The organism is Kluyvera cryocrescens NBRC 102467 (assembly GCF_001571285.1).
Lineage (GTDB): Bacteria > Pseudomonadota > Gammaproteobacteria > Enterobacterales > Enterobacteriaceae > Kluyvera > Kluyvera cryocrescens.
The window spans coordinates 1-17241 of sequence record NZ_BCTM01000010.1; the positions used below are offsets into that span (position 1 = coordinate 1).

General features: G+C 56.7%; 16 protein-coding genes. 7 read left to right on the plus strand and 9 right to left on the minus strand.

The window, feature by feature from the left end:
* Positions 1 to 199 precede the first annotated feature (199 nt).
* The 3 genes from citR to KCR01S_RS07905 all read left to right on the plus strand — a co-directional run bounded on the left by citR (position 200) and on the right by KCR01S_RS07905 (position 3069).
* Entirely contained in the window at positions 200 to 1114 is a 915-nt protein-coding gene (gene citR / locus KCR01S_RS07895) for a DNA-binding transcriptional repressor CitR (RefSeq protein ID WP_061281860.1), read from the plus strand.
* Between the two features lie 120 nt (positions 1115 to 1234).
* Complete coding sequence (locus KCR01S_RS07900; protein ID WP_061281862.1) at positions 1235 to 2461, plus strand: phosphoadenosine phosphosulfate reductase; 1227 nt, start codon at positions 1235 to 1237, stop codon at positions 2459 to 2461.
* Positions 2443 to 3069 (plus strand): IbrB-like domain-containing protein, encoded by a 627-nt coding sequence (locus KCR01S_RS07905; protein ID WP_061281864.1) that lies wholly within the window; start codon positions 2443 to 2445, stop codon positions 3067 to 3069. Before KCR01S_RS07900 ends, KCR01S_RS07905 begins: the two co-directional genes overlap by 19 nt.
* Here the strand turns inward: KCR01S_RS07905 and KCR01S_RS07910 are convergent, their stop codons facing one another.
* From KCR01S_RS07910 to entC, 8 genes are all read right to left on the minus strand, one after another.
* The gene (locus KCR01S_RS07910; RefSeq protein ID WP_061281866.1) at positions 3070 to 4230 is read right to left on the minus strand and encodes a pyridoxal phosphate-dependent aminotransferase; all 1161 of its coding nucleotides are present in this window, start codon (positions 4228 to 4230) and stop codon (positions 3070 to 3072) included. It lies immediately after the preceding gene.
* Between the two features lie 90 nt (positions 4231 to 4320).
* Positions 4321 to 4518 carry a YbdD/YjiX family protein gene (locus KCR01S_RS07915; RefSeq protein WP_052284779.1) on the minus strand — a complete coding sequence of 66 codons (198 nt, stop codon included), beginning with the start codon at positions 4516 to 4518 and terminating at the stop codon, positions 4321 to 4323.
* Positions 4519 to 4577: 59 nt separating this feature from the next.
* The gene (cstA, locus tag KCR01S_RS07920) at positions 4578 to 6683 is read right to left on the minus strand and encodes a pyruvate/proton symporter CstA (RefSeq protein WP_061281868.1); all 2106 of its coding nucleotides are present in this window, start codon (positions 6681 to 6683) and stop codon (positions 4578 to 4580) included.
* Between the two features lie 262 nt (positions 6684 to 6945).
* A complete protein-coding gene (gene entH, locus KCR01S_RS07925) occupies positions 6946 to 7359 on the minus strand; it encodes a proofreading thioesterase EntH (RefSeq protein WP_061281870.1) in 414 nt (137 codons plus the stop codon).
* Between the two features lies 1 nt (position 7360).
* Positions 7361 to 8116 carry a 2,3-dihydro-2,3-dihydroxybenzoate dehydrogenase EntA gene (gene entA, locus KCR01S_RS07930; protein ID WP_061281872.1) on the minus strand — a complete coding sequence of 252 codons (756 nt, stop codon included), beginning with the start codon at positions 8114 to 8116 and terminating at the stop codon, positions 7361 to 7363.
* On the minus strand, positions 8116 to 8970 hold the full coding sequence (locus tag KCR01S_RS07935) for an isochorismatase (RefSeq protein WP_061281874.1): 855 nt from the start codon (positions 8968 to 8970) through the stop codon (positions 8116 to 8118). The genes entA and KCR01S_RS07935 overlap by 1 nt, the downstream gene beginning before the upstream one ends.
* 13 nt (positions 8971 to 8983) lie before the next feature.
* Positions 8984 to 10594 carry a (2,3-dihydroxybenzoyl)adenylate synthase EntE gene (gene entE, locus KCR01S_RS07940; protein WP_061281876.1) on the minus strand — a complete coding sequence of 537 codons (1611 nt, stop codon included), beginning with the start codon at positions 10592 to 10594 and terminating at the stop codon, positions 8984 to 8986.
* Between the two features lie 15 nt (positions 10595 to 10609).
* Entirely contained in the window at positions 10610 to 11791 is a 1182-nt protein-coding gene (entC, locus tag KCR01S_RS07945; protein WP_061281877.1) for an isochorismate synthase EntC, read from the minus strand.
* 232 nt (positions 11792 to 12023) lie between these two features.
* Between entC and fepB the strand changes: the two genes are divergently transcribed.
* On the plus strand, positions 12024 to 12983 hold the full coding sequence (gene fepB / locus KCR01S_RS07950) for a Fe2+-enterobactin ABC transporter substrate-binding protein (protein ID WP_061281879.1): 960 nt from the start codon (positions 12024 to 12026) through the stop codon (positions 12981 to 12983).
* Positions 12984 to 13032: 49 nt separating this feature from the next.
* On the opposite strand, the gene entS is transcribed toward fepB, so the two are convergent.
* Complete coding sequence (gene entS / locus KCR01S_RS07955; protein WP_061282162.1) at positions 13033 to 14277, minus strand: enterobactin transporter EntS; 1245 nt, start codon at positions 14275 to 14277, stop codon at positions 13033 to 13035.
* Between the two features lie 109 nt (positions 14278 to 14386).
* Between entS and fepD the strand changes: the two genes are divergently transcribed.
* From fepD to fepC, 3 genes are read left to right on the plus strand one after another with little or no spacing between them, the layout of a single operon-like run.
* Positions 14387 to 15394 (plus strand): Fe(3+)-siderophore ABC transporter permease, encoded by a 1008-nt coding sequence (gene fepD, locus KCR01S_RS07960; RefSeq protein ID WP_061281881.1) that lies wholly within the window; start codon positions 14387 to 14389, stop codon positions 15392 to 15394.
* Positions 15391 to 16383, plus strand: a complete 993-nt coding sequence (gene fepG, locus KCR01S_RS07965; protein WP_061281884.1) for an iron-enterobactin ABC transporter permease — start codon at positions 15391 to 15393, stop codon at positions 16381 to 16383. Before fepD ends, fepG begins: the two co-directional genes overlap by 4 nt.
* The gene (gene fepC, locus KCR01S_RS07970) at positions 16380 to 17174 is read left to right on the plus strand and encodes an iron-enterobactin ABC transporter ATP-binding protein (RefSeq protein WP_061281887.1); all 795 of its coding nucleotides are present in this window, start codon (positions 16380 to 16382) and stop codon (positions 17172 to 17174) included. The genes fepG and fepC overlap by 4 nt, the downstream gene beginning before the upstream one ends.
* Positions 17175 to 17241 lie beyond the last annotated feature (67 nt).

The window sequence follows — 17241 nt, forward strand, 5'->3', positions numbered from 1 at the left end:
GAGTTAATAATGCGTATTATTAATTAAAAAAACACATGATATAAAAATACCAAATGTGAATTCATCTTTATTTAACGGTAGCTAACCACGCAAGTTCTGATATATTTAGCAAGGTTTCAGATGTTTTTAAGTTTTACGAATACACGGATTGTATTGATAAGGGAATTGAATACACCCCTGAGATTTATAAGGATAGTTTATGGCAAACCTTTATGACCTGAAGCGATTCGATCTTAATTTATTAGTTATTTTCGAATGTATTTACCAGCATCTTAGTATCAGTAAGGCAGCAGAGATGCTGTTTATTACTCCCTCGGCCGTTAGCCAATCCCTGCAGCGCCTACGCACACAGCTTAACGATCCTCTTTTTGTTCGTTCCGGAAAGGGAATAACCCCAACGACCGTTGCCACGAATCTTCATCAGCATCTATCCAAAAATCTTAATCAATTGGAACAGACGATTAACATGATGGGTAGCGTTGAGCTGGAAAAAAAGTTTGTGATCTACGGCCCCGAGCTCAATTTTACTCCCCGACTCGCCGACTTTATGAATGCACTATTGGCCGAACCGGATCTGCAAATTGAATATCACGACTTTGCGACGACCAGCGATAGCGGAGAAAACCTGCTTCACTACCGCAAAGCGGATATCATCTTCACCACCACCGCTATACACAACCGATCTTTGGTCTGCGAAAAGTTTCTTGATGTCAAAGTGATACTCGTCTGTCGGGAAGATCATCCTCGGCTCGGGAGTTTCGCTACGCTAGAACAAGTACTGAAGGAAAGGTTCACCCATTATGATGTGCAGGATCCATGGATAAAACAATATCAATACGACACTGATACGCGCTGGGCAGAGCGTAAATTTGCATTTCGCTCATCCTCATTTATCTCGATTATAAATGCTATTCACAAAACTGATTTAATTGGCCTAATGCCCTATTCCTATTTCACTATGTTGAAAGACTCTCTTCGATTAAAAGAGGTTGTACTTTCCACACCGCTACCCGAAATAAGCATTTACACCCTCTATAACCGTGCATCACTTAACTCTGAATTATTCACAAGAATAATTGAAAAGTTAATACCAGGCCCATCTGGTGAGAATTAAAAGTTCATAACAATTAAAAAAATATTCTGAAATATGATTATTCATGCTCATAGAGAATAATCATATTATCTTAGGGTAAAGACTCGATTCGACTCACTCATCAACAAGGATGATCTACGTATGTCCATGGTCAAAATCCCGTTATCCCAGTCGGTACTGGACGCGACGTACGACCGTATTGCCTGGACGCTGGATAATTTCTCCCGTACTTGCGTTTCATTTTCCGGCGGTAAAGATTCGACCGTCATGCTGCATTTAACCGCACAGATGGCGCGTGCGCGAGGCAAAAAAATCTGCGTACTGTTTATTGACTGGGAAGCCCAATTTACTTTCACCATCAGCCACTGCGAAAAATTACGCGCGCTGTATGAAGATGTTATTGAGGACTTTTACTGGGTTGCATTGCCGCTGACAACGCAAAACTCACTGACCCAATTTACGCCTGAATGGCAATGCTGGGAGCCGGGGATAAAATGGGTACGACAGCCGCCGGATTACGCCATCACCGATCCTGGCTTCTTTCCCTTTTATCAACCGGGCATCACCTTCGAACTGTTCGTGCAGAAGTTTGCCGACTGGTTTTCCGGTCAGCGTCCGGCCGCGGTCATGGTCGGTATCCGCGCCGACGAATCCTATAACCGCTTTCTAACCATTGCTTCCCAGCGCAAACGCCGTTTTGCCGATGATAAACCCTGGACAACCGTTGCCCCGGGAAATCACGCCTGGTACGTCTATCCTATTTACGATTGGAAAACCGCCGATATCTGGACCTGGTTTGCCAAAAGCAAACAGCCCTACAACCCGCTCTACGACCTGATGTTTCAGGCTGGCGTACCGCTGCGCTATATGCGCATCTGCGAACCATTTGGCCCCGAACAGCGCCAGGGGCTATGGCTTTATCACGTACTGGAGCCGGAACGCTGGGCGGATATGTGTCAGCGAGTTAGCGGCGTACACAGCGGTGGAATCTATGCCGGCCAGGATAATCAGTTCTACGGGCATCGTAAAATCGACAAACCGCAAAACTACAGCTGGCAAAGCTATGCCAATTTCTTGCTGCAAAGTATGCCGGAGAGCACGGCCAACCACTACCGCAACAAAATTGCCGTCTATCTCCACTGGTACCAAAAACAGGGCTGGGAAAATATTCCGGAAAGCCAGGAAAAGGACCTAGGCTCAAAAGATATACCGTCCTGGCGAAGGATATGTAAGGTGCTGTTAAGTAATGATTACTGGTGCCGGATGCTGTCCTTTAGCCCGACGAAAGCCAGCCACTACCAACGCTATCGCACGCGCATGGAACAAAAACGTCAACAATGGGGACTTTTATGCGACAACGACTTATAGAGCAGATGCATCTCTACCTACAACCCCTCACCCTTGAGGAAAAAATCGACGCCCTGAACGAGTTTCGCCAGGCGCTGCATGAAGAAAGCCCGTTCAAGGATCAGCCCGTTGACTGCGTGCTGTGGGTCAAAGAGGAACAGGTTTTCCCTAACAGCTACAACCCCAACAACATGGCGCCGCAGGAAAAAAGGCTGCTGACAAAATCGCTGGAAAACGATGGTTTTACCCAGCCCATTGTGGTGTTCGAGCAAAAGGATAAGCGCTTTGAAATTGTTGATGGATTTCATCGACACCTGCTGTCGCAGTCAAAGGCTGCGTTGAAAAAGCGCTTTCACGGCTATGTACCGGTCGCTCAACTCGAACAAAACGACCACTCGCTATCGACAAGAATGGCTGCGACCATTCGTCACAACCGTGCCCGCGGCCGCCACCAGATAAGCGCCATGTCTGAAATTGTGCGCGAACTCAGCCAGCTCGGCTGGAGCGATGAAAAAATGGCGAAAGAACTGGGGATGGACGCAGACGAAGTGCTGCGGTTGAAGCAGATTAACGGCCTGTGCGAAATGTTTGGCAATCGCCAGTTCTCACAGGCCTGGACGGTCAAATAGTTAGAGACGACACAGGCGCTCGGCGGCGGCCAGCAAGGTTGATTCCTGTTTGGCAAAACACAGGCGAATCAGCTTATGCGGGAATGGATCTGCACAGAATACCGATAGCGGTATCGCCGCCACGCCTACTTCTGTGGTTAGCCACTGGCAGAAGCTCACATCATCCAGAGAAGAAATTTCGCTGTAGTCGGCAAGCAGGAAGTAAGTGCCTTCGCAGGGCAGCAGCTTCAATCGGCTCTGGCTCAAGGCGTCAATAAACAGGTCGCGCCGCGCGCGGTAAAAATCCGGCAGTTGCCGATAATGTTCGGGTTCGGCGCGCAGCATATCCGCAAGCGCCAGTTGTGCCGGCGTGTTAACGGCAAAGGTTAGATACTGGTGTACCTTGCGAAGTTCGGCGCTAATCGCCGCAGGCGCAACGCAGTAACCCACTTTCCAGCCGGTCATATGATAGGTTTTACCAAACGACGACACCGCCACCGCCCGTTCGCGAAGCGCCGGATGCGCTAGCACGCTGGCGTGGCCCGCGTCGGCAAAGCAGATATGCTCATACACTTCATCGCTCAGCACGTAGATTTCCCGCTCGGCAATCGCCTGCCAGAGTGCGTCAAAATCCGCAGACTGCCACACCGTCGCCGACGGATTATGCGGGGTGTTGAGAATAACCAATCGGGTTTTCTCACTTAGCTGCGCGGTAAACTGCTGCCAATCGACGCGAAAATGCGGGGGCTGCAGCGCAATACGCTTCACGATGCCGCCGGAAAGTTCTACCGCCGGGGCATAGCTGTCGTAGCTCGGGTCAAAACAGATAACCTCATCACCTTCTCGAACCAGCGCAGTGATTACCGCATACAGTGCTTCGGTTGCACCCGCAGTTACCGTAATGTCGCTATTCACGTCCGGCGTGTGGCCATACAGCGCGGCGGTTTTCTCGGCAATAGCCTCACGCAGCGCCAGCGCCCCGGTCATCGGTGCATACTGGTTTGCGCCGCTGGCAACGTGGTGCGCCAACCGCGACTGAAGATAACTCGGGCCGTCAAAATCCGGAAATCCCTGGGAAAGGTTAATGGCCTGGTGCTTTTGCGCCAGCGCGCTCATCTGGGTAAAAATCGTCGTACCGAGATTGGGAAGTTTGCTTTGAGGGATGAGTTGCTTTGTTGTCATGAGTTATCTGCCGCTCGAAGAACCAGTGTTAACAGCAATATAACACGGTGAACGGACTTGGCAATCAAGACGTTTAGATGTCTAAAGCGATCAGCAGCATTTGGCGCCGCCTTTGCCGCCGTATCGTGCATCCTGACGGTCGCGGAAAAACGCTTCGTAGGTCATCGGCGTCTGGTCGGGATGATTGATACGCATATGTTCGACATAGTTGTCGTAGTCCGGCACGCCAATCATCATTTTTGCTGCCTGACCAAGGTATTTGCCGGCTTTCGAAAGGGTATCAAACATCTTGTTTTCCTTTTAGCATCAACCCGACCTCACATCATGAGGCCGGGTTACGGATGTCATTAATGGGCACGCTTCGCCGCAGCAACCAGATTCTCCGCATCAGCCGGCATTGGCTCATACGGGGTCTCTTTCGCCGTCGGTTTGTCTTCTTTCAACGCCGCCAGCGCAGTCTTGATAGAGAACACGGCCAGTACCACCACCACGACCATAAAGAATATCGTGAGGCCCGCATCGAGGCGGTTGTTGAATACCAACTGCGACAGCTGTGATTCCGTGTACTGCGGAGGAATGTTACCGCTGTCGATCATCGCCTGGAACTTATTGGCAATCGCCAGGAAGCCCACTTTGGTATCGGCGCTGAACGATTTCTGCCAGCCCGCCACCAGCGTACAGATCAGCAGCCATGCCGTTGGCACCAGGGCCACCCACGCATAGCGCTGACGTTTCATCTTGAACAGTACCACCGCACAGAGCATCAGCGCCATGCCTGCCAGCATCTGGTTCGCAATACCGAACAGCGGCCACAGGGTATTAATGCCGCCCAGCGGGTCAACCACCCCTTGATGCAGGAAGTAGCCCCAGGCCAGCACGCACAGCGCCGTCGCCAGCAGGTTCGCCGGCAGAGAGTCGGTACGCTTAAGCCCCGGGCTGATAACGCCCAGCAGATCCTGCAGCATAAAGCGTGCCGCACGGGTGCCGGCGTCCACCGCGGTCAGAATAAACAGCGCTTCAAACAAAATAGCGAAGTGATACCAGAACGACACATCCATCAGGCCACCCAGCGCACCGTGGAGGATGTAAGCCATCCCCACCGCCAGCGTCGGCGCACCGCCCGCACGTGAAATAATCGACTGCTCGCCCACTTCGTTAGCAATTTGATGCAGCAGGTCAGGCGTAACCGCAAAGCCCCAGCTACTGACCACCTGCGCCGCCGAAGCGACGACATCAACGGTACCCGCAGGCGCCAGCATTGCCATTGGGCTGTTCATCGCAAAGTAAACGCCCGGATCGATAATACAGGCGGAAACCAGCGCCATAATGGCGACGAATGATTCCATCAGCATGCCGCCGTAGCCGATAAAGCAGGCCTGGCCTTCGTTCGCCAGCATCTTCGGCGTGGTGCCGGATGAAATCAGGGCGTGGAAGCCTGACACCGCCCCGCAGGCAATGGTGATGAACAGGAACGGGAACAGATCGCCGGTCCACACCGGGCCAGTACCATCGATAAACTTGGTCAACGCCGGCATGGTAAGGGTTGGGCGCATAATCAAAATACCAATCGCCAACCCGACGATAGTCCCGATTTTCAGGAAGGTAGAGAGATAGTCGCGCGGAGCCAGCAGCAGCCACACCGGCAGAACCGAGGCCACAAAGCCATAGCCCACCAGCATCCAGGTCAACTGTACGCCGGTATAGTCAAACCACGGAGCCCAGGTTTCGCTCGCTGCCACCCAGCCGCCGGAAATGATGGCAAACACCAGCAGCACCAGACCAATCACCGACACCTCGCCGATACGTCCAGGACGCAGATAGCGGATATAGATCCCCATAAACAGCGCCAGTGGAATGGTAAAGGCCACGGTGTAGGTGCCCCACGGACTGTGGGTCAGCGCTTTCACCACGATCATCGCCAGTACTGCCAGAATGATCACCATAATCATAAAGGTAGCAATCAGCGCAATCACGCCAGCCGTCGGCCCCATTTCCTCTTTGACCAGCTCACCCAACGAGCGGCCGTCGCGGCGGGTAGAGACAAACAGCACCATAAAGTCCTGCACCGCCCCTGCCAACACAACCCCGGCCAGCAGCCAGATCATACCCGGCAGATAGCCCATCTGTGCCGCCAGCACCGGCCCCACCAGCGGGCCTGCCCCGGCAATCGCCGCGAAATGGTGGCCAAACAGCACCTTTTTGTCCGTTGGTACATAGTCGAGACCATCGTTATGACGCACGGCTGGCGTCATACGCGTTGGGTCAACCTGAAGTACGTTTTTCGCAATGTAGAGACCGTAAAAACGGTAGGCGATGAGGTAAACGCAGACCGCCGCCACGACGATCCACAGCGCGTTGATCTGTTCACCGCGATTAAGCGCGATATAACCAAGGGCAAAGGCTCCAACAATGGAGAGCAATGCCCATATAAGGTATTTCCCTGAATTGTTCATAGTTATTGTCCGTATCAGTAGCAGAGGATGTTACATTTTGTGTCCATAGCAACACCTCTGATTTAACATCCTTGAAACTGATATGAACAGGAAGAGAACCTGACATTTACATCACATTGTTAACGGGATCACTTAACGGCGGAAAATGGCTGAATTATCACGGGAAGAAGGGTGAACTGATCGTGATAGGAATGAATTGCAGGACAGGACGGATGGCGTAGTGCGTATTTGGCCTCGCCCATCCGTCCCATCAATTTACGGTTTAGCCCAATACGGCAGTCCCTAATCGGCAGGTACAGCAGCGTCGGCCCTGCTCATCAAATACCACAATTTCCCAGCTCTGGCTTTGGCGGCCAAGATGCAGCGGCTGACACACCGCGCGCACCTGCCCCTGCGATACCGGACGGTGGTGCGACGCATTGAGCTCGGTCCCTACCACGCACTGGCCGTCGCGGGTCATCAGAAAACCCGCCATCGACCCTAGCGTCTCCGCCAGCGCCGCTGAGGCACCGCCGTGCAGCAGGCCAAACGGCTGATGCGTGCGGCTATCAACCGGCATGACCGCTTCCAGACTATCGTCGCCGATATGGGTATAGACAATCCCCAGATGCGCCACCATGGTGTTATCGCTGGTGGCATTCAGCTCGTCGAGCGTTAAATGACGTTTCCAGATCATCTCAAGCCCCCAACGTTGAACCACCGTCCACCACGATATCCTGTAGCGTGATATGGCTAGCGCTGCTCGACGCGAGGAACAAAATGGTATTCGCGATCTCGTGCGGCCGGGCAATTTTACCCAGCGGAATACCCAGCTTAAACTGCTCGGCAAAACCGCGAATTCGCTGCTGTTCGGCATCATCGCTCACCCACAGCACGCGCTGCATATCGGTGTCAGTGGAGCCCGGCGAGACGATATTACACCGTACCCCTGCCCCTGCCAGCTCAAGACCGACGGTCAGCGCCAGGCTTTTCAACGCCGCTTTCGATGCGCCGTAGGCGCTCATGCCCATGCGCGGCGTGTGCGCGGCGTCAGAGGCGACGGTCACAATCGCCCCGCCCTGCTGGCGGCGGAACTGCGACATCGTCTGCTGAAACAGGTTAAATGCGCCGCCCACGTTCACCGCAAAGGTCTGCTGCCAATCGGCAAGGCTCAGCGTATCCGTGGCCCCCATGCGCAGGATCCCGGCGGCATTAACCAGTACGTCAAGCCGCTCGGTTTTCGCCAGCACGCGTTCGCACACCTGCGCGACATGCTGCGCATCCGCCACATCCAGCACTTCAGTGGCAAACGGATAATCCTCACCGTCAAACGCGAGGTCGAAACCGGTAACCGTGGCGCCGGCTTCAACAAATGCCAGCGCGGTAGCGTGCCCGATGCCTTTTCCGGCACCGGTGACCCACACCGTCTGGCCGTTAAAATCCAGCCCAGCCATTATTTCACCTCACGAGAAAGCAACGCCCACCAGGCATCAATGCTCGGGTTTTTCGCTAGCATCACGAAGTCGATATCGCCATGCGCTTTGCGCCAACGAGCGGCCAGCGCCATCATGCGCACCGAATCAAGGCCGTAATCAATCAGGTTATCGTCATCGAACGGCTCGTCGGATTCGTCCAACAGCGGCAGCACCAGCGCACGCAGCGCTTCTTTGCTGGCCGGGATAGACGGCAGCAGTTCGTCCGTCATCACCACGCGACCGCTACGCCCCGCTACGTACTTCAGTGACATCAGATGCTCATCGCGGCTGAAGTCCGCCAGCGCGTCGGCAACGAAGAACGGTTTAATATCACGCATAAAAGCATCGGTGGCGGTTGTCATGCAGCCAATATGCGCGTAGACACCGGTGATGATCAGCTGGTTGCGGCCGCTCTCTTTCAGCATCTGCTCCAGCGGCGAGCGGTGAAACGCGCTATAGCGCCATTTCACCAGCACGGTGTCGGCTTCGTCCGGAGCCAGCGCAGCAATCACCCGCTGCTGTTCAGGCGAACGGGTCAAACCCGGCCCCCACATATCATTCAGCAGCGCCCGATCCTCATCGCTCTGCTCTTTTGGCTGCGCGGTGTAATACACCGGAATACCATTCTTTTTGCAGAAATCACGCAGCGCGGCGATGTTGGCCACCACCGTGTCCATCATCTCGCTATCGTCACCCCAGAAATTGAGGAAATACTCCTGCATATCGTGAATCAGCAGCGCCGCGCGCGCCGGTTCGAACGCCCAGTCAACCTTGTTTTCAGGAAGATCCAGCGCGGTCGGCAGCGCGTAGCCCTGTAGTTTAGGAATCGCCATATTGTTTTCTCCTTCAGCCCTGCGAGCGGCTGGCCAGCCACTGACGTAATTGTTTTTTATCGACTTTACCGACGTGGGTCAGCGGCAGTTCATCCACACACTCCACTCTGTCCGGCAGTTTAAATTCGGCCACGCCCTGCTCGCGCAGGAAACGACGCACCTGGACTGCGCGCAGCGGTTCTTTCACCACCAGGTAAGCACAGCTCTTCTCGCCCAACAGCGTGTCTTCCATACTGACCAGCGCCGCGTAAACCACCGACTCATGGCGCAGCAGCAGGTTTTCAATCTCTTCCGCAGCAATCTTCTCACCGCCGCGGTTAATCTGATCTTTCTCGCGTCCTTCGACGGTGATGTAACCGTCTTCGTCAATGGAGATAAGATCGCCGGAGCAGTAAAAGCCGTCGGCGTCAAACGCACTGGCATTGTGCTGTGGGCTTTTGTAATAGCCGCGGAAGGTGTATGGACCACGCGTCATCAGACGTCCCACTTCGCCACGCGGCAGCGGATTGCCGTCTGCATCGGCCACCCAAACTTCATCATCCGGACACATCGGATAGCCTTGGGTGTTGAGGATCTTGTCTTCACTGTCATCGAGGCGAGTGTAATTCACCAGCCCTTCCGCCATACCAAACACCTGCTGCAGCTGACAGCCAATCTCGGCAGGAATACGCGCCGCCAGCGTTGCCGACAGGCGTGCACCGCCAACCTGCAACAGCGTCAGAGAACGAAGCTGGGCATTGCTCCCCCACTCGGTAATCGCCTGTAGCCACAGGCTTACCGCCGGAGGCACCAGCGCGGCGACGTTAACCTGATGTTTTTCTATCAGCGGGAAACACAGGGTTGGGCTAGGATCCGCCGCCAGCACCACGGTGCCTTCGGCGAGGAACACGCCCAGCGCACCCGGCGAGCTCATGGCGTAGTTGTGCGCCGACGGGATAGCGCACAGATAGCGCGTTTGCGCGTCAAAATGGCACACCTCGTTGCTGCGACGGATGCTGTAGTAATAATCATTGTGGGTCCGCGGGATAAGCTTCGGCGTTCCGGTACTGCCGCCCGAAAGCTGGAAAAAAGCCACTTCGTCAGCGGCGGTCGGCGTTGGGGTGAAATCACCCGCCGGCTCCGCCATCGCCGCCTCCAGCGCATGCTCACCGTCTCCCTGACGTAACAGCACTACGCGCACGGAGCGGAACTGCTCGCAGAAGGTATTCAGGAACGTATCGTCACCAAACAGCGCATGGCTACGGTCAGCAATCAGCACCGCCGGGGCAATCTGTTCGGCATACGCGTTCAGTTCATTACGCTGATGACTAAACAAGGCGTTCACCGGCGCGACGCCAATGTTCAGCAGCGCAAACAGCGTCGTATAAAACTCGCTAATATTGCCCAGTTGTACCAGCGCGGTTTCCCCACGCTTAAGCCCCTGACGCTGCAGCGCGGCGGCAAGGTTATCGACAGACTGGTTCAACTGGCGGTAGCTAATCTGGCGTTCGCCATCAATCACCGCTATCGCGTCGCTGTCCGCATGGCGGGTCAGCATGTCCGTCAATGGCAGATCCTGCCAATAGCCTTTTTCGCGATAGCGTGCCGCGAGCGCGTCCGGCCAGCGGGTAAATTCCACGGTCATAATGGGGGAAAGCTCCTAGTGCAGGCCAAATACGTTCAGCATGGTAGAAAGTTTGACGCCGGTTTCGCGCCATTCGGACTCCGGCGATGAAGCAGGGACAATGCCCGCTCCGGCAAACAGGCGCACGCCGTTATCCTTCACGCGCGCGCAGCGGATGGTCACTACCCATTCGCCGTTACCTTCGCTATCGCACCAGCCCACAATGCCGCCAAACAGGTCGCGTTCAAACGGTTCCAGCTCGGCAATCACCTGTTTGGCCACCTGATGTGGGAAACCGCTCAGCGCCGGCGTGGGATGCAGCAGGCAAGCCAGCGACAGCGCGTTTTCCTCGGCTTTTGCCTGGCCTTCAATCGGGGTCGCGAGGTGCCACAGGGTTGGCGTGTTCACCAGTTGCGGTGTCTGCGGTAGGGTTAACTGTAGGCTGCGCGGCGCCAGCGTCTGCTTCATCGACTGCGTCACCAGCTCATGTTCGTGGCGGTCTTTTTCCGACGCCAGCAGACGATTTCCCGCTTCACGATCCAACACGTCATCCGGCTGGCGACGAGCGGAACCCGCCAAAGGCAACGAACTGTAATGGTCGCCCTCTTTACGCAGCAGCAGTTCCGGACTGGCGCCCAGCAGCACGCCGCCATCGGGCAACGGAACGTGGAAGTTAAAGCTCGCCGGGTTTTGCGCCACCAGCCGCTCCAGCAGCGCGCCGCTGTCCAGCGTCTGCTCGGCGGTGATATCAATCAGTCGCGAAAGCACCACTTTATCGACCTGCGGCGTCGCCGTGAGTGCAGCCGCCTGTGCGACCATATCAAGGAATACCGGGTGTTCAGGAATTTCCTGGCGCGCAGTCATCGCCATCGGCTCACGCGAGGCGCTGTAGCGGGATGATTTCTGCTTCGCCGTTCGCGAAAACGTCTCGCAGCGCTCAGGAATAAATAGCGCGGACGGTAGGCGGGTGTCGAATGGGATTGCACCAACCATCACCGGATTATCTATACCGGCGGCTTTTGCGGCGGCAAACGCCGATGCCAACCCTTGCTGGAAGGCACTGTCTGGCAAATCGCCCCCTTCCGCCGGGCAGGTAAAACGCGTGAAGCAGCCAGACGTAGTAAAACTGCGAAACGGCGACATAAAGAAAAAGCTGTCGGCCGCAATCGTGGCCTGATGCTGCTGTTGTTGCGTTTCCGCGGCCAGTGACGTTTCCATATCATCCTCCAAAAAACGATAAAGATATTACGAATAATTATCATTTATATTTTGGTTCGGTAACCTAAAAGTAAACGCTTCGTATGTCAACAGGACGAAGCAGCATCTTGTGCTTAATAGCATCGTCGTATGCCCGATGTTGTTCTCCCCCCTCGCGCGCAGAGCGCTTGCATCGGGATGGGACAATAGTTGAAAATGAGAAGCATTAACCAACCACAACCAGGACTTGTCCGTGAACTTCACCGCCCTGTGGCGTACCGCCGCACTCCTCGCAGGCTTTAGCGTTTTGGGATTATCCTCAGCACAGGCCGCCGACTGGCCGCGACAGATTACCGACAGCCACGGCGTCCATACGCTGGAGCACAAACCCACCCGTATCGTCTCCACCAGCGTGACCTTGACCGGTTCGCTGCTGGCCATTGACGCACCGGTAGTCGCCAGCGGCGCGACCACGCCAAATAACCGCGTTGCCGATGACCAGGGTTTTCTGCGCCAATGGGGCGATGTGGCGAAAGCGCGCAAGCTCGCCCGTCTGTATATCGGTGAGCCAAGTGCCGAAGCCGTTGCAGCGCAAATGCCGGATCTCATTTTGATTAGCGCAACCGGCGGTGACTCCGCGCTGGCGCTGTACGACCAGCTCTCCACCATCGCCCCAACGCTCATCGTCAACTATGACGATAAAAGCTGGCAGGCGCTGTTAACTCAGCTTGGGCAGATGACAGGCCAGGAGAAACAGGCTGCCGATCGCATTGCCGCCTTTGACAAACAGCTCGCGACGGTTAAACAACAGATAAAACTGCCACCACAGCCGGTAAGCGCGCTGGTCTATACTGCCGCCGCCCACAGCGCAAACCTGTGGACCAGCGAATCCGCTCAGGGTCAGTTCCTTCAGCAACTCGGTTTCACCCAAGCGGCCCTTCCGGCCGGCCTGCATGCCAGCCAAAGCCAGGGCAAGCGCCACGATATCATTCAGCTTGGCGGTGAAAATCTGGCGACCGGCCTGAACGGCGAAAGCCTGTTCCTGTTTGCCGGTGACCAGAAAGACGTGGATGCGATTTACGCCAACCCGCTGCTGGCCCATCTGCCGGCGGTGAAAAATAAGCACGTTTACGCGCTGGGCACCGAAACTTTCCGTTTGGATTACTACAGCGCCACCCGCGTGTTACAACGCCTGTCGGCACTGTTTGGCTAAGCACTTATCCGGCCTGCACCATGCTGTAGGCCGGATAAATTCATCGTAATCAGGCTTCTGTCGACGCCGGTATTTCGCGTCTAAACCGGCGAAGCTCACCCAGCACTAACAGCAAAATCCCACCGACAATTGCCAGCCCCCAACCGCTGACGCTGGCGGAAGCCACCGGACTCAGAATCGCTCCTAGCCCACCCAGCAGCGCCGCACCGATAGCATCGCCGGTAACGTTCTGTGCGGTCCACAGACCGTTAATGCGTCCCAACATCGCCTCGGGCGTCTGAGTCTGAATCAGGGTGTATTGCAGCAGCGAACTGATAGCGCTCAGCCAGCCAAACAGCGCCAGACACACCATAGCCAGCGTCCAATGCGGCATCACGGCGAACAGGCCAACGGCAACAAACGCGCCGACGGTTGCCAGCAGCATAATCCAGCCAGGGCGCTCATTTTGCGCCAGCCGCCCGCTGGTCAGCGCGCCAAAGGCCGCCCCCAGCGGGATGGCCGCATACAACAGGCCGATCTGCGACGCCGACATTGCCCAGCCCTGCGCCAGCGCCGGATAGAGCACGCGCACAGCGCTGGCCATGGTGACCAGCGCGCCCAGTAACGCAATGCCGCCAATTAGCGGGCTGCCGAGCAGAAAACGAAAACCGGCCACCAGCGATTTCAGCGGGTGTTCACGCGGCTGCGGTGGCGGCGGCAGCTGCGGTAAACGCAGCAGCGTCAACGTAGTGATAAAGGTGCCAAGCGCCGCCAGCAGATAGTTCCAGGACACGCCGCCGGAGGCCAGCAGCAGACCACCGACCATCGGCGAAATTACCGATCCCAGACGCACCGTGAGCATGGTGATCGCCCCGGCCTGCATCAGGTTATCGCGCCCCACCAGTGCCGGCGTTGCCGCCAGCAGAGCGGTCACGCCCAGCGAGGCGAAGAAGCCGTCCCACAGCCCCAACAGATAAATAGCCACCAGCGAGGGTTCAGGCAGCAGCGCATTCAGCCACAGGCCGATAAATCCTACGCCACAGGTGCCGCGCGCCAGCAGGATCAGCTTGCGGCGCTCGTAGCGGTCGGCCAGCACGCCGCCGACCATCAGGCCAACAAACATCGCGCCGCCGGTCAGCGTCACCGACAGGCCAACCTGCCAGGTCGAGTGGGTCATCATTTGGATTTGAACCGGCACGGCAACGCCGAGCAGGCCCAGTGAAAGAATGGAGATAAAACGGGCGATAAAGACGGCGCGGAAAGCCGGATGCGTTTTGAGCAGGCTCAGATCCAGGAGCCGGGATTGTCGGTTCATTACAAGGCCTTGTGTTTTTTTCATACCCTTTCCAGGGGCGCTCATGCTACCATAAACGAATAAGATAGATAACGATAATCACTATCATTATCACATCAGGGATGTCACCATGTCGTTTTCCACCCCCGTGCTGCGTACCATCACGCTGCCCGGTTTATTGATACTGCTGTTTCTCGCCGTTACGCTCAGCTTATTAATTGGCGCTAAACCACTCCCCATTTCCGTCGTCGTTGATGCCCTCAGCGGTACCTGTCAAAGCGCCGATTGTATTATCGTGCTCGACGCCCGTTTGCCGCGGACCCTGGCCGGATTGCTCGCCGGCGGCGCTCTGGGCCTTGCCGGCGCATTAATGCAAACGCTCACGCGTAACCCCCTTGCCGACCCGGGCATTCTCGGCGTAAACGCTGGCGCAAGCTTTGCTATCGTCCTCGGCGCGGCGCTGCTCGGTATTTCATCCCCGCAGGAGCAGTTGGCAATGGCCTTTTGCGGCGCATTGGTCGCCTCGCTCATTGTGGCCTTCACCGGCAGTGCTGGCGGCGGTCAGCTCAGCCCGGTGCGCTTAACGCTGGCGGGCGTGGCGCTCGCCGCGGTGCTGGAAGGCTTCTCCAACGGTATCGCCCTGCTCAACCCCGACGTTTACGATCAGCTGCGCTTCTGGCAGGCCGGGTCTTTGGATATCCGCACCCTGCAAACCCTGAAAACGGTGCTGGTGCCGGTCCTGGTTGCTGGCATCGTGGCGCTGATGATGAGCCGCTCGCTCAATAGCCTCAGCCTCGGTACCGACACCGCTACCGCGCTGGGCAGCAAGGTGGCTCGCACGCAAATTACCGGGCTGCTGGTGATAACGATTTTGTGCGCCAGCGCCACATCGGTGGTGGGCCCCATCGCCTTTATTGGCCTGATGATGCCGCATATTGCCCGCTGGCTGGTCGGCGCAGACCACCGCTGGTCGCTGCCGGTCACTTTGCTCGCCACGCCGTCGTTGTTGCTGTTCGCCGATATTATTGGCCGCCTGCTGGTGCCCGGTGAACTGCGCGTTTCGGTGGTCAGCGCCTTTATCGGTGCGCCGGTGCTGATTTTCCTTGTTCGCCGTAAGGCAAACGGAGGTGTCCGATGACATCACCGTCTCGTCGTCTTATCGCCAGTTGCCTGCTGCTGCTCATGGCTTGCACGTTGCTCACGTTATTGAGCCTGCGCAGCGGCGCGGTGACGCTGGAGCTTTCGCAAGTGTTCGCGGCCCTGTTCGGCGATGCGCCGCGCGCAATCGCTATGGTGGTCACCGAGTGGCGTCTGCCGCGCGTGATGATGGCGCTGCTGATTGGTGCCGCGCTCGGCGTCAGCGGGGCCATCTTCCAATCGTTGATGCGCAACCCGCTGGGGAGTCCGGACGTGATGGGCTTCAACACCGGTGCGTGGAGCGGCGTGCTGGTGGCGATGGTCTTCTTCGGCCAGAATCTCACCACCATTACGCTGGCCGCGATGGCCGGGGGCATTGTCACCTCGCTGCTGGTATGGGCACTGGCGTGGCGCAACGGCATCGACACCTTCCGGCTGATTATTATCGGCATTGGCATCCGTGCGATGCTGATGGCGTTCAACACCTGGCTACTGCTGCGGGCATCTCTAGAGACCGCGGTATCCGCCGGGCTGTGGTTTTCCGGCTCGCTCAACGGCTTAACCTGGGCAAAAATCTGGCCCGCCGCGCCGCTCATGGTCGTTGCCCTCATGGGTTCGGCGCTGCTGGTTCGCCGCCTGCGCTTGTTGGAAATGGGTGACGATAGCGCCTGCGCGCTGGGCGTTCGCGTGGAGTATTCCCGCCTGCTGCTGATGCTAATAGCGGTGGTGTTAACCGCCGCCGCCACCGCGCTGGCCGGGCCAATTTCATTTATCGCGCTGGTTGCACCGCACATCGCCCATCGTCTTAGCGGCACCACCCGCTGGGGGCTAACTCAGGCCGCGCTCTGCGGCGCAGTTTTGCTGGCCGCCGCTGATTTCTGCGCCCAGCAGCTGTTCTTGCCTTATCAACTTCCGGTGGGCGTTGTGACCGTCAGCCTTGGCGGTATCTACCTCATCGTGTTGCTTATTCAGGAGTCTCGCAAAAAATGACCGACCATGTAGCCCGTTTGCGCGGCGACCAGTTAACCCTCGCCTACGGTAAAAAAACCATTGCCGAGTCGCTGAGCGTCACCATCCCGGATGGTCATTTCACCGCTATTATCGGCCCGAACGGCTGCGGGAAATCGACGCTGCTGCGTACACTCAGCCGCCTGATGACGCCAACGCAGGGTCACGTCTATCTTGATGGCGAAGAGATCCAGCATTACGCCAGCAAAGAGGTGGCGCGACGGATTGGCCTGCTGGCGCAAAACGCCACCACGCCGGGCGATATTTCGGTGCAGGAACTGGTGGCGCGCGGTCGTTACCCGCACCAACCGTTGTTTAGCCGCTGGCGTCAGGAAGATGAAGATGCGGTTCAGAACGCTATGCAGGCCACTGGGATTGTCAATCTGGCGAGTCAAAGCGTGGACACACTCTCCGGTGGGCAGCGACAGCGCGCGTGGATTGCGATGGTGCTGGCACAGGACACGTCGATTATGCTGCTCGACGAGCCGACGACGTGGCTGGATATCAGCCATCAGATAGACCTGCTGGAGCTGTTGAGCGAACTGAACCGCGAGCGCGGCTTTACGCTGGCTGCCGTGCTGCATGATTTAAATCAGGCCTGCCGCTATGCGACCCATTTAATTGCCCTGCGTGACGGGAGAATTGTGGCGGAAGGTGCGCCAAAAGAGATAGTCACCCCGGAGCTTATTGAAGCGGTGTACGGGCTGCGCTGCATGATTATCGATGACCCGGTGGCGCATACGCCTCTGGTGGTGCCGCTTGGACGGCGCTGAGATTTTATGACCTGCGAATCCCCCTCACCCTCTCCCAAAGGGGAAAGGGAACCGTACGGTGCCAATT